The 21,475-nt window shown below is 33.2% G+C and carries 13 protein-coding genes; 3 read left to right on the plus strand and 10 right to left on the minus strand.

Annotation, left to right across the window (positions count from 1 at the left end; genetic code table 11):
• The first annotated feature begins 12 nt into the window (after window positions 1-12).
• Window positions 13-1,926 (plus strand): UvrD-helicase domain-containing protein, encoded by a 1,914-nt coding sequence (locus P5P89_RS19680; RefSeq protein WP_278009845.1) that lies wholly within the window; start codon window positions 13-15, stop codon window positions 1,924-1,926.
• A 406-nt stretch (window positions 1,927-2,332) separates the two neighbouring features.
• Window positions 2,333-3,853, plus strand: a complete 1,521-nt coding sequence (locus P5P89_RS19685) for a hypothetical protein (RefSeq protein ID WP_278009846.1) — start codon at window positions 2,333-2,335, stop codon at window positions 3,851-3,853.
• Between the two features lie 186 nt (window positions 3,854-4,039).
• On the opposite strand, the gene P5P89_RS19690 is transcribed toward P5P89_RS19685, so the two are convergent.
• The 3 genes from P5P89_RS19690 to P5P89_RS19700 form a co-directional block, all read right to left on the minus strand.
• Window positions 4,040-6,499, minus strand: a complete 2,460-nt coding sequence (locus P5P89_RS19690) for a hypothetical protein (RefSeq protein WP_278009847.1) — start codon at window positions 6,497-6,499, stop codon at window positions 4,040-4,042.
• A gap of 11 nt (window positions 6,500-6,510) precedes the next feature.
• Complete coding sequence (locus P5P89_RS19695; RefSeq protein WP_278009848.1) at window positions 6,511-7,956, minus strand: hypothetical protein; 1,446 nt, start codon at window positions 7,954-7,956, stop codon at window positions 6,511-6,513.
• A gap of 188 nt (window positions 7,957-8,144) precedes the next feature.
• Window positions 8,145-10,616, minus strand: coding sequence for a dsDNA nuclease domain-containing protein (locus P5P89_RS19700; RefSeq protein ID WP_278009849.1), 2,472 nt, complete (start codon window positions 10,614-10,616; stop codon window positions 8,145-8,147).
• Between the two features lie 425 nt (window positions 10,617-11,041).
• Between P5P89_RS19700 and P5P89_RS19705 the strand changes: the two genes are divergently transcribed.
• Window positions 11,042-11,788, plus strand: coding sequence for a hypothetical protein (locus P5P89_RS19705; RefSeq protein WP_278009850.1), 747 nt, complete (start codon window positions 11,042-11,044; stop codon window positions 11,786-11,788).
• A 517-nt stretch (window positions 11,789-12,305) separates the two neighbouring features.
• On the opposite strand, the gene P5P89_RS19710 is transcribed toward P5P89_RS19705, so the two are convergent.
• From P5P89_RS19710 to P5P89_RS19740, 7 genes are all read right to left on the minus strand, one after another.
• The gene (locus tag P5P89_RS19710) at window positions 12,306-12,524 is read right to left on the minus strand and encodes a PTS sugar transporter subunit IIBC (protein WP_278009851.1); all 219 of its coding nucleotides are present in this window, start codon (window positions 12,522-12,524) and stop codon (window positions 12,306-12,308) included.
• Complete coding sequence (locus P5P89_RS19715) at window positions 12,511-14,001, minus strand: recombinase family protein (RefSeq protein WP_278009852.1); 1,491 nt, start codon at window positions 13,999-14,001, stop codon at window positions 12,511-12,513. The genes P5P89_RS19710 and P5P89_RS19715 overlap by 14 nt, the downstream gene beginning before the upstream one ends.
• Before the next feature lie 407 nt (window positions 14,002-14,408).
• Window positions 14,409-14,939 carry a hypothetical protein gene (locus P5P89_RS19720; protein WP_278009853.1) on the minus strand — a complete coding sequence of 177 codons (531 nt, stop codon included), beginning with the start codon at window positions 14,937-14,939 and terminating at the stop codon, window positions 14,409-14,411.
• A gap of 329 nt (window positions 14,940-15,268) precedes the next feature.
• Window positions 15,269-16,123: a ComEC/Rec2 family competence protein gene (locus P5P89_RS19725; RefSeq protein WP_278009854.1), complete on the minus strand. Its 855-nt coding sequence runs from the start codon at window positions 16,121-16,123 to the stop codon at window positions 15,269-15,271.
• 36 nt (window positions 16,124-16,159) lie between these two features.
• Window positions 16,160-17,473, minus strand: coding sequence for a patatin-like phospholipase family protein (locus P5P89_RS19730; RefSeq protein ID WP_278009855.1), 1,314 nt, complete (start codon window positions 17,471-17,473; stop codon window positions 16,160-16,162).
• Window positions 17,466-19,721 carry a ThiF family adenylyltransferase gene (locus P5P89_RS19735; protein ID WP_278009856.1) on the minus strand — a complete coding sequence of 752 codons (2,256 nt, stop codon included), beginning with the start codon at window positions 19,719-19,721 and terminating at the stop codon, window positions 17,466-17,468. The genes P5P89_RS19730 and P5P89_RS19735 overlap by 8 nt, the downstream gene beginning before the upstream one ends.
• Window positions 19,721-20,887, minus strand: coding sequence for a ComEC/Rec2 family competence protein (locus P5P89_RS19740; RefSeq protein WP_278009857.1), 1,167 nt, complete (start codon window positions 20,885-20,887; stop codon window positions 19,721-19,723). Before P5P89_RS19740 ends, P5P89_RS19735 begins: the two co-directional genes overlap by 1 nt.
• Between the last annotated feature and the right edge of the window lie 588 nt (window positions 20,888-21,475).

The raw sequence follows: 21,475 nt of genomic DNA on the forward strand, positions 1-21,475 counted from the left end.
TATTTATCTGATATGACTCAGCCTATTTACACAAATGATATTGATAAATCAGTCGATGACGAGATTTACACCGCTCTAAATCCCAGAAACCCAAAGAGTTTTTTTCTCTTTGCTGGAGCAGGATCAGGAAAGACAAGGACTTTAGTTAATGTCCTTACAACTTTTAAAAAAAATTATGGCCATCAATTTCGTCTTAAAAGACAGAAAGTAGCCATAATAACATATACGAATGCTGCGTGTAACGAAATAATACACCGCCTTGATTATCATCCGATTTTTTCGGTCAGCACAATCCATAGTTTTTCATGGGAACTTATTCAGGGCCTTAATAATGATATCCGAGAATGGTTAAAAAACAATCTCGTAGCCGAAATTGCAAAATTACAAGAGGAACAGAGCCGCTCATTAAATCTTCAAAATAAGACTTCACTTGACAGAAAACGCCGCATAGAATCTAAAACCAGGAGGCTCGATAACCTCCAAAGTATTACAAAATTCACTTATGACCCGAATGGAAATAATTCTACCAGAGACTCGCTCAGTCATTCTGAAGTCCTCCATATACTAGCTTATTTTTTGAATGCAAAACCTTTAATGCGGGATATAATGGTATCGCGTTTCCCAATTCTTGTTATAGATGAGAGCCAGGATACCAACAAAGAACTCATCGAATCTTTTTTTGTTCTCCAGAAAGCTAAGAAAGATAATTTCAGCTTAGGTCTTTTTGGAGATACTATGCAACGAATATATTTTGATGGAAAGGAAAACTTGGAAAAGAATTTGCCCCTGGACTGGATTACACCCAGTAAAAAAATGAATCATCGTTCCAATAAAAGAATTGTGACCTTAGTGAACACAATTAGAAAAGAAGTTGATAAACAAACACAGCTTCCTCGAATAGAAAAAGAAGATGGCCATGTCCGATTGTATATAATCGATAGAACGGCAGGAAATAAAGAACAATTAGAAAAAGACGTACAGAAGAAAATGGTGGCAATAACAAATGATGCCCTATGGAATGACAATGATAGAACTGACCATGTAAAAACTTTAATCCTAGAACACCATATGGCAGCTCAAAGAATGGGATTTTCTGATTTTTTCTGGCCGTTGTACACAGTTGAGAAACTAAAAACTGGTCTGCTGGAAGGATCACTTTCATCTCTGACTTTTTTTATAAAAATTATTCTGCCTTTATGGAAAGCCTTTTATGAGAAAGACGAGTTTTCTATTGCCCGCATAGCTAAACAATTTTCTCCAGACCTAAATAAAGAAGGTATAAAGAAGAATTCTGAAGGGAATCAAATTGACATTACCCGCAAAAAAATCGAATCACTTCTTGGTCTTTGGAAAGATAATAAAGATCCTAGTTTATTCGAAATTATTGAAAACGTTGGTGCGTCGGATCTATTCCAAATTCCAGATCCATTATCAACAATTGCGTACCGAACTTCAGAAGCAAAAAAAGCGGCAGAGAACTATATGAATCAGAGCTCAAATGAAGAAAACAATGACAGTAATGAAGTAATCGACGCATGGGACAGAGCCTTACAAGTTCCATTTAGCCAAATTGTAAACTACAATGAATATTTATTGGAGACTTCAAAATTTGGGACACATCAGGGAGTCAAGGGACTTGAATTTGACAGAGTGATGGTAATTTTGGATGACACTGCCTCTAGAGGTAATTCTTTTAGTTATGACAAACTTTTTGGTACTAAACCTTTATCACAAACTGATAAAGACAATATTAAGATTGGGAAAGAAACTGGATTTGACAAAACTAAGAGACTATTTTATGTTGCCTGCAGCAGAGCTAAAAAAAGTTTAGCTATCGTAGTTTATAGCGATACTCCGCAGATTGTTAAACAAAATGCTGTTCTTTATAAATGGTTTAGTGAAAGTGAAATTGAAATTATCCAATAGGAACACTCGAACAAGTGAGAGAAATAGTACACTTTCTCCCAAATTGATCGGAAATTCAAATTCTAGAATTTATTGAAAAGAATAACCATGAAAAGAACTAAATGTATAGTTTAGAAAGCAATTCTTTAAAATTAGTAGCAATTTCGAGAATTAAGAGAATTGCAAATATTAAGGATAAAAACACATAGATTAGGTAAATTTTAAAATACATTATGCTATTTATAAAATAAGATTTGTAAAATAAATTAAGTTCGCAAAATGTTGTATCCTTAATTATATTTCCTTTTTTCTTTAGCACATCCATCCATAAACAGAACACCAAATTAAGAGATAATCAAAGAACAAAAAAAACTATATTTACAATAGCCATTAGTTAGATCATTCGAAATACCTTAAAATTATATCAGTGGAAAACCTACAAGCTTTTGATGTTATAAGATTATTAGAACATACACAACTAATTATCACACAGACAGTTTACAAAACAAAACTTATATCAGACAAAAAAATTGAAGGTAGACTAGTAATTAACATTGACAATATTAAAGAACCAGTAACATTTTCCAACTGTGAGTTTGATGACATATTTATACATAATGCTTCCATTGTGGCGATCGAATTCAATAACTGTACTTTTACAAAGGATTTTGACATTACTTATATTAAAGCATCCAGTTTACGGCTTTATAACTGTGATTTCCTTAAGAAATTTTTTATCAGAAACTGTAAAATAGATACGTTACATCTTCACAAGTCAGAATCACAGAACGGCATAAATATCGAAGGGGGAATACTTCGAATAATTGACATCATACCTGTAAATGAAAAAACACAATTTTCTTTTATTGGAAAATTCCTTCTGATCGAATTTCTGGCTGTCCAGTCTACTTCAGGCATAACACTTCTAGCAGATAAAGCAGTAATTAACAGCATCCATATTAACGGATACTATAATGTTTCCTCTAGATTAAATTTTAACCAGATAATCAATGAGAGAATCGAACTGGAAAACCTAAACAATGATGGTAAAATTTATTTTACTCACTTAAAACAAGCAGGTGTAAAAGGTTTCCTAGACCTTCCACTAAAAAAGTATCTTCAGGCTTTTAATGAATCAAACGAAGCTCATCAAAAAGAAATTAATTTTATTAACGAAATTTCAGCAAAACACAGTACTCTAGAACTTTTAATGGGCTACTTACCCGTTTTTTATTTTAAGGATTTTATAGAGAAAAATTTTTTTACCGATTTTCTTTCTTACAAAGAGAACATCTCAGTTAAATTCCTCATAAACAATTCATCAGCAGGTATTCTTGAATTAAAAAACATTAAGTTTGAGCAATACAAATTGGAGTTATTAAACTCCGATCTTTCTGCAGTTAAACTTATAAATTCACATATCCCCGATGTTGGTGTTTCAGACAATTATCTAAATTATTATAATGTATATAATGACCTGTATACCTCTGCAGCTAAACAGAATAATACTAAAGACAAGATTGATTACTACCGTATTTCGCAACAGTATCTTTACAAATACCTTCGGTATGAATCTACAGCGAAAAAGGGACATATCGGATCACGCATATCTATTACCGTATCCTTGCTTTACAGCAACCACGGCACAGACTGGCTCAAAGCATGTCTTGTTACTCTTGTAGGATCATTGTTCTTTTTTATCTTATTTGTTTACAGTCTTAAAGATGTGGAGCTTGACCCAAGCTTATCGGGACTTAGAATATTTTTCAAAACCTACCTTCTACCTTTCTTTCCACAGTTTATCAATCCGTTGCACCGTATTGATTTTATGAACCAAACAGATGTTCTTGGTACATGGAGTTCATTAGTAGATTTCTTTTCACGAATAATAGTAAGCATAGGTATTTTTGAAATTATCCGCTCATTTAGAAAACATGTGAGGAGTTAAACCAAACTATAAAATTATTTATCATTTCCCGTATTAGTATTTCATTTACGTAAAATTCTTCACTTGCTTCACATTTAACTTAGTAAGTTGTTTAAGTTTAGTTTACCTTTACTTAAAAATCCCAAGCAAAATAATGCCTCTAATAATGTGATGAAAATGATAAGATGTTAAGAATTAATACAAAATTTATAAATCTATTTCTATTATCTTATCTAAATCAAACCATGCCATTTTGTTTTCGGAAATGTATTCGTCAGCAGCCCTTTCAAGCTTAATATGGTAACAAAGTTTCATATTGTTACTTCGGAGATAATTAACCAGAACTTCCTTTTTGATCTTTAAATTAAAACCCTCAGATGCGGGTTCATATCTTCTCCTGTCAGTGCTTGAAATACTGGCACTAATCCATCTGAATGCCTTTAAAGGATAATCGTCATCCTGGCATATTATTTCCAGAAGATTTCTTGGTTTTATTTCAGCTTTCACAAATAAATCTGAAAGTAAGTTGGCACATGTTATATCGCTATGTCCTCTAAAATTATTGCGGGATAAATGAATTAGAGCAGAGCTGTCCTCTTCTTTATAAAAAGAAGAAGTGAAGCTTGGGGATGAAATTTCAAAGGCATACTGGTTTCCCATTTCAAGATAGGGATACAGTTTTAATTTCTTTAATTTACCATCTTTATTTTTTAAAAATGCGCTTACCTCAAAGTAACACGTTCCGTGCAGTACTTTATATCTGTTAACCCTCTGGCTACCATACTCTGCTAATGTGATATAATCCTTTTCCCTTGTTGCCAACTGCGCTGCCATCGTCTCAAAATCGGTAAATCTTAAATAGTCTGCTTTTGTAATGTCCTCTGGAATCCAGTTTATATAATTCGGTTTAGAAATTTCCCTATACAAAAGTTTTGAAGGATCATAAACCCTGAAAAGTGCTTTTATTTCGTCAATATAAAACGATTCGAAACTTCCATTATTTACTCCAGAACACAAAACTTTATTAATACTGCTTTTTAACTCATCATAATAGGGAGAATATATTTCAATAGTATCAAAATTGGTATTAATATTATACCGCCTGTGGATAATGCTTTCTTGTTCTCCATCGTAGTCCAGTAGTCCTTTTGCCGACATATCGTCATAAAGAAAATCTTTAACTGAAAATCCCTCTTTCTGATTTAAACTTAATTTCTTAATTAAATGAAGTTGATACGGAGCATAGACAAAAACTGTTCTCCTGCCCTCTGTATTCTGCTCTGTATTCTGCGCAAACAATCTGCTAGACCATAAAATTCCTTTAGACAGCCAGTCCGGCAATTTGGAAAGCAGTTTGATTCTTTTCGAAGCCCTATTAATCTGACCAAGCCTTGATAATTCACGTGAACTTAAAAACTTAGTATCGGATTCTTGCAGCAGCAACAGAAGTGCCCTGCACTGCTCTAAAATATTGAAATGTTCTTTATCCAGCAGGGAAAGCAGCTGGGCTTTGAAAGCTATAAGCATTGACGGCTCTTTTAAAGCAAGAGCCTGAAGTACAACTAAACTATATTCTATTTCGTTATTACTTCCTTTTTCAATTCCAAATTTTATAAATAGGTTCAAACGGAAGCTGTCTTGCATAACTAAATCCAACATCGACTGAAGGGCAAGTTCCCGAACTTTAAAAACAGGATAATTAAAAAGCCATACTAAGTGCTTAATGATAATTTCAGAAAAGCCATAGTTCTCTTTATGACCGGTCAAAAATCCATATTTTGATAGCTTTTTCGGAAGACCGGTAGCTAATTCATTATTATATAAAAGATTGGACTCGTAATAGGTTTGTACAGCATTATCTTCAAAATAATCGCTGTATTTTAAGAGCTTGTCCACCGAGCTTGTAAGATCACCCGAATAACGGCCGTTCTGTGAAATATAGCTCTCCAGCAGAAACTTTTTCCCAAATTCCTGATCCATTTTTAAAATAGATTCGAAGATGTCAAAATCTAGTCCATCTGGGTCATCTTCCTTTTGAAAAAGAATACTGTCATATTCAAACTGAGATACTGTCAATACAATTTCCTTAGCTTTTGATGGATCAATAGCTGTTAAGCGGTTTGCTATTTTAAGTAATGCCGCTGTTCTGGTTCTCCCTTTGCACCACTTATCAACAAAACCAGAAAGATCTTTCAAGTCTACTGTCGAGCACTGGTCAATAAGTTTCATTATCTCTTTACTGGTAAGGATTTGCTCGAATAAAAATACATGTCTAGCGTTTAGTTCTTCTGCTATTATTTCAAGCCATTGATCGATTTCCAGCTGATCCTCAATGTAAATTGACAATAATTTATCAGTAAACAAACTGTCAACCATGTCAACTAGGGAATAGAAATTTGTTTTTATTTCTTGGAGACTAACATCAGCGGTGGAATCCAAATTATTTATCGTATTTTTCAGCGTAGCAAATCGCTGTACAATCTTACCTTTTGCTCCATTAAAAATTAATTTTTGAGGCTCGGTCAGGTTTTCAAGAAAACCATCAAATAAATTAGCGGATGATTTAAATTCCTTTCGTAAAATCTGATTCCGCTTGTTACTAGTCAGAATTTCGTAACTAGTTTTAATATATTTTATAAATCCCTCTTTATTAGCATTGTAAAGCATTATAACTTCGTCTATTGGATTTTTTTAAGCTGGCTGACAAATTTAATTTTTTCAATACGATCTTGCTCAGAGGCAGATTCCTCCTTAACAGCAACGATCGGAATTTCATGAACAGGAAACGAATAATGAGCAGGATCAAAACCTTTATCGGATAAAAATCCTGAAAATTTAATCAGCTCCTTTTCATCTTTAAGCTCTACTTCCAGATTGTATCTGATAAGTTGCAGTACCTCTTCAATGATTTCAATATTCTTATAATGAATTGCCTTATTAAGTATTTTTTTTGCCAGATGGATAAAATGACCGTCAGAAGTTCCTGTATCTTTCAGTCGTATCACCGTCTTTACAAGTGCCAGATAAAGTACCAGATCACTTTCTGTACTGTTATTGATCATTGGACCAATTATTCTGCTCATAGCCTCACTGCGAGCAATATTATCTTCCTCCAGCTGCAGGAGTGTCAAACTAAGAGCCGGGTATATTGTGGATGTAAAAGCAATCAGATCGCACATGCAGATATGACGCATTCTTCCATTACCAGCTTCCCCCAACTTATCTTGAATGTAAAAAACCTCTGAAAGTCTTTTCAAAGTCCCTTCGGGATCTTGTAAATGCATATACTCTAAAGGCTTGACTATATTGGATGCCTGATAATCTTTACGATATCCCAGTCCAAATGAAATTTCAATAATCTGATCGTAAACTCTTTTAAATTCATCGTTAAAACCGCAGTAACCGTAGGTGCGTGAAACTTCAGCAAGACTTCCTGTTAAAGTTCCCGTATCCTGCTCTGCCCTGGCAATCTTCTCCGCGTGTAAAATTATCTTTTTGAGTAATGAAGAAGTATCCAACTGTTTGCTGTCAAAAATTTGACGGCTGATAGTCAGTCCAGTGGAATAATGGTTAAAATTTGCACTTTGATCAATTGATATCCAGTAATCTACTAAATCTTCCAGTTCTGTACTGGTGAGCAATTTTGCTGCTAATTGAAATATATTTCTATATAAATATTTGATATCACGCGAAATAAACGAATTATCCGTATTCATATCAAAAAGACCAGAGGATCTTTCCTGTATGTACTCAGACCTCCTTACGCATAGACAATCAATGCACTCCTTAAAATTCTCAAGGACACTTTCCCCTTCCAATACCCCTTTCCTTGCATCATTCCATAAACGGGAAAGTGAAAAAATTGAATCATAAATATCTTCTGAGGGACCATGCAGCAAGCAAGCATTTTCCAGAAGAGTTTCAATTAACTCAGGTTGAAAAATCCATACCGCTTTCAAATCGTCAAATAGGTTCACAATCTCTTTTCGCAGGATAAAATCCATTCTAGCCTCCACCACTATTTCGTTGTATAGTTCGGGTTCCTTAATACGGCTTGGAAATATACTTTTAATTTCATCTTCATTTAGATAATCACTGCTAAATGAAATAAGCTTATGATACATCTTATCGGAAACCTTATTGAAATCGATATTTTGAACAGCTTCTATAGCTGCTTGTCTTTCTGAGGCTACTGGCAGTAACAGTTTAAATATCCCAGCATAAATTCGGTTAGATACATGTTCTGCTTTGCCATAGATTTTAGAAAGCTGAAATAACTTATCCAGCTCTTTGAATACAACTAGATACTCGATTACTTTAACCTTAATTCCCTCATTGATCTTTGAATTTTCCTCTTCCGAATTTTTCTTTTTTTGTAGCTTCTGTTGTTACTGTCTGCATCAAGCCACTTGATGTCATCGATTTCTTTAAAAAGCCCATCAATGTCATTGTAAAGAATTGCTTCTGCCTTATACTCGCTTGTTAGAGTTTCTACATTCTGTTTTATCAGTGATTTGCTAAGTCCCTGTTTAAGTATGTTTCTAGGAAGTATAGAGCCGATTTTATTATAATACTTACCCAAATAATAATAGAAAAATTCTTTACTGCAGGAAAGAAAATCACCATCCCATATAGTTCGGAGGCTGTTAGCTGTCTGTCCCGCATCAAGAAGCAAAATTGTAAAATTGACATCTGAATTGTCTAAGTTCCATTTGATGCGGTCAAATTGCGCTTTTAAAAATACAATTCTGATAAATTCTGAAATAGACCCCTTCTGAATTGCTGATTTTATGGAGATATTGAGATTATCTTCCGTCTCCTCCATGGCCCTGAAATGCGACCAGGCAGACTTTAGCCATTCTAATGTGGTATTTTCCATAACTTTATCAAAATCCCCTATCTCATATAAATGCGAGAAATAATTCCTGTACGCATCATCTGTAAAAGGATTGATTTGGTAAAACTCTGCCAGAAATTTATTAAACGTATCTTTAAGATCCAGAGTCTTTGTTATAATGAACTCTCGAAAACTGTTGTGAAAAATTGTATAAGATCTTCCCTCTACCTGCCTTAAAAGATGTTTAAAATCTTTTATAACGTCTTCTATTTCTGCAATATTTCTATCCTCTCCTGCGAGCTTTAGAATTTCTCTAATCGTTTGAAGAGAGGTATTCTCCTTTCTATATGCTAATACAGCCAGAATCCATCTGGCAAATCCATTATTTTCTATACGCTGATAAAGATATTCATGGTAAGTATTAATCTCCCCGTCAGTAAGCTGGGGCAGGTTCTTTATAGTTTCTTCATAATGGCTTCGGGATGTATTTAAAAGCAGTTCAGATAGATAATGCAAATATATTGGAATTCCTCTGGTAACCTGCTCCAGAAGATTTATATGTTCACCTATTGTAATGTCTTTGTTTTCCATGTACTCTTTAATCTCCTTCTGAGTAAATGGATTCACTTTTATATGTCTTCTCGAATCCGAAGTTATCTGCAATTTAACAGAAGGAGATAAAACGGTATCGTATTGCGAGCTTAGAATAAAAAAAATATTTTCAGGTAAATCCCCTGTGATGGAGTTTAAAAGAGATTTATCTCCCGCAGCTGTGCCCCTGTGCACATGGTCTAGACCGTCAACTATAATAATAACTTTCCTTTTAAGACCGCTTATTTTCTCCAGATAAAAATTAAATTTTTCTTCATATTTATCCGAATATCTGCTTGGCAAATCAACCTCAGGAAAATTTTTTTCCAGGGAAATGCATAGAGATTTTAAAAAATATTGTGATTGATGCCTGAATTCTCCAAAATTGTTCCTGACATCAGGAATGAAACAGTAATAAGCAAGAGCTACATCGGGATTTGACTCTTTAAACTTGGTTAAAGCGGTTGATTTTCCAACTCCAGGCAGTCCCTCAATAAAAATATATCCTCGGTCTAATTCACTCAAAGCCTTCTCCAGCTGAACAAATAAACTTTGGTTTCGAACATAATGCTCATCGTTAACTATTTTAAAATAATGAGACAATTTATCTTCAAAACGATCCAGAATTCCAAGCTCTTTTAATAGAAGATCTTTTGTGATAGCTTCTCCCGAAATGCTCCACTTGACTGCCGCATTTAAAAGTTTATCCAATAAAGCGCCCTCAATTCCTAATGCTTCAAGTTTAACTCTTATAATATTTTGAATTTGATCCGTTGGTTCCTGTTTGAACTTAAAATCCAGATTTTTTATAAATTCGTCAAAAGAATCCTCATCTAGTTCACACTCCTCCCGTATGAGTTCAATTGTTGCTTTATAGGTTTGATATTCAGCAATAGCATCATATCTGAGGCTAGATACTTTTACCAGATCAAAAAAATTTGTCCTTATTTCAGTTAGTCCAAAATGCAGACCAGAACTTGGGCGTTTTTGAGGACTTTCCTTTTTTATGGTATGAAGAATAATTGAAAAATTTTCACTATTCTTTTTTGCCGATATATATCCTTCGGCTAACTGCTTAAATAATGATTTCTTGGTTGTTTTGCCGTCATCATTTTCTGAAGATTGAAGCAGGTTATGCAGGGTGTAAACCTTATCTTCATTCTCTGACCACTTGACCTGATAATATTCAATTTTATTTTCTCTATATACAATGATGTCATCTATATGATTGCCTTTATCATAATTCTCAAGTCTTATCTGGTGTATATCTGATTTTAAAATTAAACAATCGATAATTTTAAGTGCTGCGACGTTATTTTGATAATAGAAACCAGCTTGCGAATATGAACCTTCCATCTAATATTTAATGTATTGTATGAGTTATTTTGTTTTGATACCATCACTTCGACTGTTCTAAAATAACAACTAAATTCAGTCAGGCCGATTATAAACAAAAATAAAGGATTATATCAACTACATTCCAAGTATATCTACGTATTTTAAAAATTTAATAGTTTTACTAACCTTTGCTTTCTCACTGTTAGATTTAGTGCTTCTGGATTTTATAATTAAAAAATCTAAGATCTGAATCTTTGCAGATCAAGACTCCCTTTGAGTATCTTTATTTTTTTTTAAATATCTTAGGAAATATCAGTCTGTTAATTTTTTTTCTTACTTTTATATTACGCTAACATCGGAAGCGTGCCGCCCATCACTGCGAAGCTGTATCAGCACCGAGATACTTATAAATTCATTGCGAAACTAATTTCTCGTTTCGAAAAATGGATGATGGGCGACATCTTTTGACGGGACTTAATTTCATGATGAAAAAGAGTACAACAAGCCATACAGACGAGCACTTAAAACGTCTGGCTAAGAAAATCAAAAAAGAACAGAACATCACCCACACAAAGGCATTGGACATTGCAGCCAGAGAAGCTGGATTCACCAATTTCAAAAATTTTCAGAACAGTCAGTTGAAAAAAAGCGTTCTAAAAAAAGAAAACGTTGCACAGGTTTCTCAGAAGATGTTCCAACCTGTGCTCTCAAAAACATTGAACCCGTATCGTAATCTTTTGATAGCTGGAGTAAATCATCTTCTTAAAAATAAGCTTATTGCATTGGAAGATTCCAGCGCACAGAATAAAAGAGATGATCAGGGATATGTCTTTACAGAAATTTTCGGATTCCAATCCGTTGTAAGATGGCGCGATATTGGCTTTGGGGAACTTGAAATTTCTATATGGTGGAAATATGACCACAGCAAACATCCGCAGGCAGAGCTGGAAGGAAACAAACGTGAGAATTTCAACAACACTACTCCTCTTGCGCGTAAAGAACATTATAAAAATTTTGTCGGGATAACCGTTAGCGGATGGCTGGAGAGAAAAGAAGGAAAACACCTGATGGGAAAAGACAGAGAAAGACTTATTGGAATCTATACCCGAAAAGGAGAAAAATCAGCATTGGAGAAACTCCCACTGCAGATTCCTTTGGGTTTTGAAGCAGAAGGGAAGTTTTACTTTTAAATAAATAACGTAAAAGCCTGCACGAAAGCAGGCTTTAATTTAACATCTTTTTACCCCCTTCATTCTGTTGTATATATAAAAGGATACTTTAGAAATAAACCAATTTTTAGCTCCAATGGAACAACAATTAATTATTTCATAAGGCCAAAGAAAGACAATCCCGCCACAACTTAAAACAATCTTTACAAATCCTCCATAATATTTGTAGAATTGTATGTTAGTTTACTGGTATGAACCAATTGAGTTTTTATAATTTTTTGCATCAATCCCCAACAGGACATCTAAACCAAATTTACATAGCCAATGGAAGACAGACACTACATATAGAAAGCCAATTTCTTCAAATCCTCCAAAAATGATGTTGTAATTTGTCCTGTCCCTCACTTAAGGAGACAACTAGCAATTAGTTGTCTCTTTTTTTATGCCCTAATACGTAGATTTTTCAAGCCTTCACAGCCTAATATTTGTGGTTCGATTTTTTCACAAGAAATTCTTAGTCTGTTTGAAATAAACAGTCTTAAAGTGACGCTATCAGAGATTTAATCGAAGCTGAACGATGGTTCGAAATCCCGTTAAGGATATAGGATTTTTTCTCTTTTGGTTTATCGTAATTTTTTGATACTAAATACAGTAATTCCAAAATAATTTTAGCTTCCTTCTCATCTACCTGAATGCCGTTTTTGGAAAGAATAATAACGGCTTTCTCTACTGAAACATTCTTCTCAATGAAATTCATTTTTTCTATTGTTTTTTCGGTTTCTCTTTTTTGATAATATTTTTAAAAATGCTTGATTTAAACCTAAAAATAGATCTCCCGTTTTATAATCAATATTAGTGGGTGGAATAAGATTTACAAGATGCCTTTTATCTGAAGCCTCAAATTCAGAAAATCTATGAAAGATTTCAACTAATGCTTTTTCTTCTATTTGATTTTTTCTATCAATATCTTTTAATTTAACGGCAATATCATGCGCTTCCTTTTTAAGATTTTTAGTGCTGACTTGATTCTCTTTTCTTAATTGGTTGTAGTCATCAATTTTTAATATTCCAGCTATAAATAATTTTCTCCCTCTAGAAAGGGTCAGCTCCTCCTCATTTATTTTCCTCTCCAATATCTTTTGGGTGCATAAATAACTTGCTTTCTGTGTTTTTATATTCTGATCTTCCAAAACTTTTTTAAATAATTCAACTGCATTCTTTGAGAGCATTAATTGTCGAAGCTTGTTATAATAACAGTCATTAAGGAATAATGCATTTATTCTTGTTCTACATCCATTATGACAATGATAATATGGATAGTTTTTTGATCTGCCTTTTGAAACACTTCCGCAAAGTTTTCGATTACAAACATGGCATATTAAAAAACTTCTAAGAAAAAATAATGATTGTAAATCATCTTTCTTGGCAGTAATTCTTCTTCTTGTATTAATAACAGACTGAACCTGATTAAACAATGACTCAGAGATCAATGGCTCGTGTAATGCTTTTACCACTCCCTCATTACCAGAGTCAAGTGTTACCGGTATAAGCCCGCAATAAACAGGATTATGTAAAATCCTGAAAAAGTGTGATCTTGAGCATACTAATCCTTTATCATTGACTATTTTAATGATTTTGGATATTTTATGATCGTTCCTCGCAACTTGATAAAAAGCCCATTTTATAATTTCGGCTTCTGGCTCTTTAGGAGCAATGCCTTTCCTACCATCCATCATCGTCAAATTGATAAATCCTAATGGTGCCTTACTAGGATGTCTGCCCATCAGCTTCGCCCGACGAATACCATTTGAAGTGTTTTGAGCCCTTCTCGCATTTTCTGCTTCCGGGACAGCCAAATATACAGCCAGCATTACTGTGCTTTCCGGCACAGAAAAATCAATTGGCTGATCAATAGCCTTTGCTGTTGTTTTGTATTTCCGTAGCTTTCCAATCATTTCGTAAGCATACTCAACATTACGACTAAATCTATCCCATTTGATAAATAATATATTTTTGTCTTCTCCTGAGGATTTCTTTTTGATTTCTGAAAACAATCGGTTCCATTCTGGCCTATTGAAATTCTTGGCTGAGTAATCTTCGCGATAAATTCCTTTGACTTCGATATCGTAATATTTACAATACTTCAATAGTCTGTCCTCCTGTTCCGGCAAGGAGTAACCTTTTCTTTTTTGTTCGTCCGTACTTACACGAACGTATAAATAGGCTGACTTCATAGAATTATATATTTGATTGATTTAGACTAAATATTTTTAACACATGAAATGATTAATTGAAAAAGCATTCAGTACAAATATTAAAAAGTTACACCAATACAAAGATTACTCCCCTCAAAAAAAAAATGTTTTAAATTGGAAGCGTAGTGTTATCCTCCAACTGACAGATCTTAGGCTTCTTTTGCGCAATTAATAATATCATTAATGAAAAAAAAAATATTTTTTTATTGGAAAATAAAGACAAAAATCAGTAATTTTATACGTAACAAAAAAACATTTTATGTATTTCGATAAAGACGATAATAGCAATACATCACAATCTCAAGATTCGAGTGGTAGTGGAAGACAAACTCCTGACAGAGATACATCAACTTACCAAGAAAGATCAGAAAATCAAAATGGTATTGTTAAGAAATAAAATAGATTAACGAATAGATTACAACTGAAATTAATGATGTTACAATTAAAACTATAGCTGCTTTCATATCTCTTATTCGATTTTCCTGATTTCTTATCCGTTTAGCAATACTATTTTGCAAAGAGACTATCCTGTTTGAAAGAAAGAGTTCAATTTCATCTTTGGAATTATTAAATATGTCATTTTGTAGAACTTCTGAAGGAAGTGCACCTTTCAAGCCTTCAGCTTTAGGATAAAGAATTCTTAATAGAAAGAATAGCGATACCATAAAAAACAAGAGGAAAATTAAACTAATCTGATTAAATAGAGAATATTTATCATAATTACCACTTCTACTAACTAAAAATCCAACTATGGAAATACAAACAGCAAAAAGAATTTGAAAATAATTATTTGCTTTACTAATTGTTGTGTTTTCAGAAAGTGTTATTTCATCCATTAAAAGTTCTGCCTCGCATTTTATCAATATCAGAGCTTCTTTATCTATGCGATTTAAAATTTGCTTGTTTTCTTCTTGCATGTTTAAAGATAAAAAAAATCTATCAAAGCACAATCTTTGATTACATGTAAATTATAAATTTTCCATTTAGGCAGTAAGCCATATATTATATAAAACATGTGACAACACTTGTGAAATCCACGTCAAGAAGGTAAAACTCTTTTTCATTCATTATCACCGACTTTGTAAGTATAAAAAATACCCCTAAAAATTATATGCTTTTTAGAGGCAGTTCATATTGTCTTTCGACCTTTTTATTTTGTAACTTCTACTTCTGGAATAGTTTCCTTAATTCAAAAAAGTTTCTCAATTAAATTACAAAGGTAACATTAGAGATCATGAATTAATATTTACTTTATCTTTATATTAAGATATAGCTTACCTCCAGATTCTCCAAAATCAATGTAAACTTCACCATCTGAATTAGTCGTCAATAATTTTCGGTTTATAAATTCTCCATTTTTATATACATTGTATCCTTGTGACATCGCTGAATATTTTGAATTAGCACTTGTATCGCATAAAGATCCATCAGAAATTATTGTCAGAAGTGGATTTACTAACTTAACAAAATCAGTATGATATGCTGATTCCCTACCATGATGCGGAGCTATTAAAACATGTGCATTTTTAACTGCATCCCTAAAATCATCTCTTTTCATTAAAAGATCTAAGGATTCATACTCATTATCTCCTGGAATTATCACCTTTATTCCCTTATAAATTAAAACCGAAAATAAACTCCTGTTATTTAAATTATTATTCAAATTCGACGTTTGAAATACCTTTATACGTAATCCTCCGTAATTTTCAGAATTTGAAATAGTTGTCGAATCACTTGCATCTGCATTGTACCTTTCATCAAATTCGAAGTATTTTTCAAATTTCAGCCGATCCCTTTCACTAATACTCTGCATTACAGAAGCTTTATCTAAAAATCTAGGTCTATGAAGTGAAGAAACTACGAATTTATCTAAATTAAGAATATCATCAATATGATCGCGATGTGGATGCGTAATCATTAAATAATCAATTGTTCTAATATTATAATGATCATATAAAGTCTCTAAAGGACTTCTATCATCACTCTTTTCTGAGTAATCACCACGTCCTAAATCATATACTAAATTTTTATTATTTGGCGTTTTTACATAGATGGCATTTCCATGCTTAACATCCCATACTCGCATTTTAACGTTCCCCATAAATTGGTAATTTTTTATTATTAAAAATGTAATTATTTAACTTAAAAGGATTGGACAATACAACTTTACCTGAAGCTCTGTCAAACATTCGGCTTGTTTTACTAACGCATTTATCTGACTGGTTTTTAAGGCTTTTAAGTTTGTAGACACTCCTCTTGCAGTTTTCAACTCTTCAACAGTAGGCATTTTCATCTTAATTCCTGAGTAATTTATTTTTCTCATAAGCTTGTCTTCTATAATATCCCAACGTCCATTCATCATATCTTGGTTTGAAATTTCATGAGCAACTATAACTTCCTCCAAGATTGCCCCCTTTTTTAAATTATCCATGAAGCCATCTAAACAGCCCTCGAAATCCCATCCTAAAGATTGATACGCAATTGACTTTTTATTAAACCTGTAATTTTCATAAACATGCTGTATCATTTGATAGTTTTTGATCCTATTCATGAATATTTCACTGGTTCTCATCAAAAGTTGTATGACATTATTAAAAGAATTTATTTTAGGCATGATGTTTCCAGCGTCACTTACAATAACAACATCACACTCATACGAACTGTTTTTTTGAGTTAATTTATGTACACCTTGATTATCATAAACGCCACCATCAACTAAGCAAGGCTTTATCGTTTCAAAATCTTTTTCATCTTCAAAATATTTTTTATCTATAAATATTGGCGTAAAAGCAAACGGTACACACGTTGACGAAGCGACTGCTAAAGAAATTGGAAATCCATCAGGTTTAAATTTTATGGATTTCCTGCCTTTTTCTGGATGCTCATAAGTAGAATCACTCATCTTGTTTTTAGAAAAAGTGAAAGGCCTCCCAGTTTCTAGATTGGTTGCATTTATTGCAATTCGAGGCATTGGATTAAAATCCTTTAAAGTCTTGCCATCGAAAAACCATTTGGAATACAGCCTATTTATAATACTGCTCACTGGAAATATTTTAAATTGATATATCAGTAAGCTCCATATTACAATTACCAGCAGCGGAGTTGAAACCCATGCAAATCTAGTGAATAACAAATAGATAGAAAAAATTACTATGGATAATAAAAAAATAAATATGGAGATAAATCTAAAGGAATATAAAATCCCTCTAATTATGCTTTTCTGCACGATCCCTCTTAAACATTTTTCAAAGTCTTCAAAATTATCTCCTTTCAGTCCATAGCATGCACCGGTAATTGAACCTCCTGAAATTGTTGAAATCACGTCCACGTTTTCCAGAATGCCCATTTCCCGTAGTTTTCTAAAAGTTCCGAGATGATAAATAGCGGCTCTATATCCCCCACCGGACAATGACAATCCTATTCTAAGATTTTTAGTTTGAGTTCTAATCATATACAAATGGTATTATTTTATCTTTCGTCACAATCACAGCACAAGTCGGAATAGGTGTTTGTTTGTTAATTGCCTGAAGCTTTTCAATCGTTTGCATATCCTGCCTACTTAACACCTCCAAGTTCATAGGATGAGTATGCCATTCACCGATATATCCAATAACCTGCCCCGTCTGGTATTTTATATGATCAATCTGATCTGGAAGACCTTCAATCCCTCGGTTAAAAGCAACAGGAGAACTTGTACTGTCTACTGGCTCATTAATTATATCGTAAATGTGAATAGTCTTAGTCTTGTAATTTGCTACACCAATCAATATGCCTCCTGTCTCAGTAGGCGCATGTAGATGGCACTGCTCAAGTAATCTTTTGCCCAATCCTGATAAAAATCTTAACGTCCAGGCGCTATCATTTTTACTGCTATAAATTTCAAACGGCTTTACATTAAATTTTTCATTTGAAATCCGCGGAAGCTCTTGTTTAGCTCTTCTGAAAACATTCAAATATATAAATCCGTTATTATCAAAATTATTTGACGAGCATATAGATAGAACCTGGGAAAATGCACTAGCATGGAAACTTATCAAATCATCAGACATAACATTTGTTATAGAGTTGCAACCTAACCCCAAATCTAATATGTCTTGCTCCCGATCTGCATCAGCTATTCTCCATTGTTCCAAATCGGAATTTGAAACAGCAAGGTAACAGGCTAAATAGATAAGATCATCCATTCTTGGATTATGATTATTCCCTTCAAGATACAATAAGCCAATCTCTCCATTATCTGCAATTTCACATTTTGAATATCTTGTATTAATAAAGTTTTCCCTTTGAATCAGATTCTGCATTACACCTTGGCTTGCCGTTGAATCAACAATTAGGTTATATTTTTTAATCTCTTCGTTTTCAACAAAAGAAATAGGTTTATCGTAAAAAACAAGATTCTTAGTAGTATCAAGTTCATAAAATGCTTTTATTTCTTCAATAATTGCTTCAGCTTTATTTTTGCCAATGTGATTGGAAAATAATGTGTGCCTGCTGATATTATGCTGTTGAAAACTGTCATGGTCTGCAACGCCAATAGCATTTTTTCCTGAACGAGCATCATGCATAATTATTTTTGATCCAAGTGAACCAGCTCCAATAAATAAAGTTTTTATTTCTCTTTTTTCATTGCTCAAAACCCATGCAAGTTCTGCAGTAAATGGCTGGGCATGCGAGGAGACATAAACTTCTTCTTCATCGCTAATTACGCCTGTAAAATTATCTTCTAAAAGAACTGTATATGTAAAAAATTCATATTGTCCATCATATCCAATAACTTTACAGGGTCTTTTAATTGCATGAGTTACAGACAAAATTACTTTTATCGGCACGTTACCAGCCTTCAAAGAAACCAATATTTCAGCAATATTTATCCCACTAAGTAGTAAATATTCTCGTAATTCTCTGTAATTAGTTGGAAGATTTGTGAAATAGGTTCTTTGTTCTCTTTGATCAGAATCCCAGACCAAAACAGTATAAAATGGAAGAAAATCCTTTTCTACTGTTTTCTCTTTTCGAATTTTAGATATCGTTTTTTTTACGTTATCTAAATTTATAAACGGAATGTCCGATATTGATTTAAAAGCCCTTTCCTTTTTATATTCCCCCTGATACAAAGAACTTAGAATGACAGCCATTGGAAATTTAGGTAGAAATCTCTTGTCTTCACTTACAATATCCCTAAAATTCTCATATTTAAATATGTGCTTCCCAAGACTAGTTTCCAGCCGCACGGGATCAAATTCCTTATTATCTGTCAACAATGTTCCTGTTGCAGCCTTAAAGAACCATTGATAACCAGTTACAAGAAAATCTTGTATTGTTTTTGTTGTAAACCATTCATCCAAACTTCCTCTAACTAGGCACAAAGTCGCTGGCTTTCCCTCGGCTGAATAATAAAGATGGGGTTGCCTTGCTTTAGGAAAAGATACCCTATCCGACATTATTAAGGGCGCAGCATCTGGGTATCTATTTAAAGATATTTTTATTAAAATTGGTTCGACAGATAATATAATATCATCTATCGAACCTCTTGAAGGCAATGAAACATTGTAACTGGTTGCAATTACAATATTTCGTTCGTCCCATGAATACACCTGTAAACTTGGATTCTTAAAGTATTCCTTGATTTCATCGACGGCCTCAGCAACCTGCGGACGCAGCTCGCCATTGTACAATTCTAGATTATCGCTATAAAGCATCAGCCTTGAGATATTATAGTTGATGCTGCACCGCTCCCACCAGCAGAGGTAGCAGATCCTGTAATGTTTTGCTTAATAACTCTCGCTGGACCATTTTTTGTAATTTCAAAAATAATCGGTTCCGGTTTTGATTCTTTTGGTTCAACTGCTGTATTTAAAAATTTATCCTTTGAATCAATTTTCTTGATGTATTCCAATTTGGCATCATAATAAGGAGGATTATCATCATTGTTGACTACTTTTTTACTGGATGCAATAACAAACGCGCCAGTTTTTGCATAGTCAAGCGCTTTCAGAGATGTTTCAATTACGTCATCTTTATCTGTATCATTAAAAAATGTCCAAGAACAATGATGTGGGGCCATAAATAAATCCCAGTCCAAAGCCCTTTCATTTATATCGTTACCGTATCTTTCGGTTCTTTCTATTATCTGTTTCCAAGTTGTATGATCTGAATCTCCTCCAAAAATTGCCTGACATGAAAATTCTGTATCCCATGAATTTTCTTTAAATCTGGCTTGAAAAACTATGCTTGCCGAATTTTTATCTTTTTCAGGAGAATCTAAATGAATTTTAAAAGGAGCATGAATAAAAACTGAAAATTTATCTTGATCCCTGTCATTGAAGCGAGAAACGACCTCACCTGGCTTTGATCGTAGATGATCTAAATCATCATACTGTTTACTGCCGTCATAACCTATTATTCTGATTCTATTTCCTGGTAGGTCCTTTTTAGAATCTCCATTTCGATGCAGTTCTAATCTTCTTTCCGCTTCCTGCTGGTAAGCATCTTCATCATCATTACTATACTGCTCAGCAATCATTGGCGAGAACCACATAGCATCAACTCTAATCAGATTATTTTCTTTATCTGCTTTTGAATAATCTTCAGGTGCTCCCGTGTAGAAATTCTTTTTAAAACCACGGCAGTGGTCCTGATCACCATGGGTAAGAATAAAAACGTCTAGATAAGGAATTCCGTCGGAATCTCTTTTTATGGATCCCAATAGTTCAGTATGAACATCACATAATTCATCATCTTCCTTCGCAGATTCTCTGATGTTACAGTCAATAAGTATTCTTGTTCCATCTTCCAATGTAATTAGAGACTGGTCTCCGTTACAAACAGGAAAATATTTGATTGAATTTTTAAGAGCACTACTCATTTTGTAATCCTCCTTTCTTAATTGTGAAAATCTGAAAAATAAAATTTTCAGTTAATATTGATAATTTAAAATAATTTAGGTTTGGTAAAGCAAAAATTTTCTTCTTTGTCATATACTCCTTTTTAGTAATTGCCCAAGTTTATTAGTCGGTATTGGGATCTAGACCGAGAAGTACAACAAAAAAATTTGCAGGAGAAAAAAAATAAAATAGTTTTGCACCTTTAAATTAAAAGTAACCCCTTACTTCTATAAGAATTACTTTTTGCAATACAAGAGTCCTTAGGATTGGCGTTCACAGGACTCTTTTACTCACTCTAAAAAGATGCCAAAACAGTTAACATTTGTTAAAAATCCTTAATATTCAACATTTATAACAGACATAATCGGCAAAATGTAAATATTTATCGATAAAATGACTAAATTACTATAAAAAATAAATGGCAGGGACACAATGCAAAATGTGACAATATGTCGTTTTTTTTACGGTTTTCCATAAAAAAATATGCCAGTGTGTCAATTATAGCAACATAACTAATATGCAAATGGCACTTATTACTTTCATTTACAAAACCCTTTTTTTCTTTTAAA

It is taken from the genome of Flavobacterium gyeonganense (assembly GCF_029625295.1).
In the GTDB taxonomy this organism is placed as follows: Bacteria; Bacteroidota; Bacteroidia; order Flavobacteriales; family Flavobacteriaceae; genus Flavobacterium; species Flavobacterium gyeonganense.

Excerpts from the sequence above, each read along its gene's own strand:
- P5P89_RS19715 (WP_278009852.1), bottom strand. The coding sequence starts at position 14,001 with ATGAAGTCAGCCTATTTATACGTTCGTGTAAGTACGGACGAACAAAAA.
- P5P89_RS19695 (WP_278009848.1), bottom strand. The coding sequence starts at position 7,956 with ATGTATCATAAGCTTATTTCATTTAGCAGTGATTATCTAAATGAAGAT.
- P5P89_RS19735 (WP_278009856.1), bottom strand. The coding sequence starts at position 19,721 with ATGCTTTATAGCGATAATCTAGAATTGTACAATGGCGAGCTGCGTCCG.
- P5P89_RS19700 (WP_278009849.1), bottom strand. The coding sequence starts at position 10,616 with ATGGAAGGTTCATATTCGCAAGCTGGTTTCTATTATCAAAATAACGTC.
- P5P89_RS19725 (WP_278009854.1), bottom strand. The coding sequence starts at position 16,123 with ATGGGGAACGTTAAAATGCGAGTATGGGATGTTAAGCATGGAAATGCC.
- P5P89_RS19740 (WP_278009857.1), bottom strand. The coding sequence starts at position 20,887 with ATGAGTAGTGCTCTTAAAAATTCAATCAAATATTTTCCTGTTTGTAAC.
- P5P89_RS19690 (WP_278009847.1), bottom strand. The coding sequence starts at position 6,499 with ATGCTTTACAATGCTAATAAAGAGGGATTTATAAAATATATTAAAACT.
- P5P89_RS19730 (WP_278009855.1), bottom strand. The coding sequence starts at position 17,473 with ATGATTAGAACTCAAACTAAAAATCTTAGAATAGGATTGTCATTGTCC.
- P5P89_RS19705 (WP_278009850.1), top strand. The coding sequence starts at position 11,042 with ATGGATGATGGGCGACATCTTTTGACGGGACTTAATTTCATGATGAAA.
- P5P89_RS19720 (WP_278009853.1), bottom strand. The coding sequence starts at position 14,939 with ATGCAAGAAGAAAACAAGCAAATTTTAAATCGCATAGATAAAGAAGCT.
- P5P89_RS19680 (WP_278009845.1), top strand. The coding sequence starts at position 13 with ATGACTCAGCCTATTTACACAAATGATATTGATAAATCAGTCGATGAC.
- P5P89_RS19710 (WP_278009851.1), bottom strand. The coding sequence starts at position 12,524 with ATGAATTTCATTGAGAAGAATGTTTCAGTAGAGAAAGCCGTTATTATT.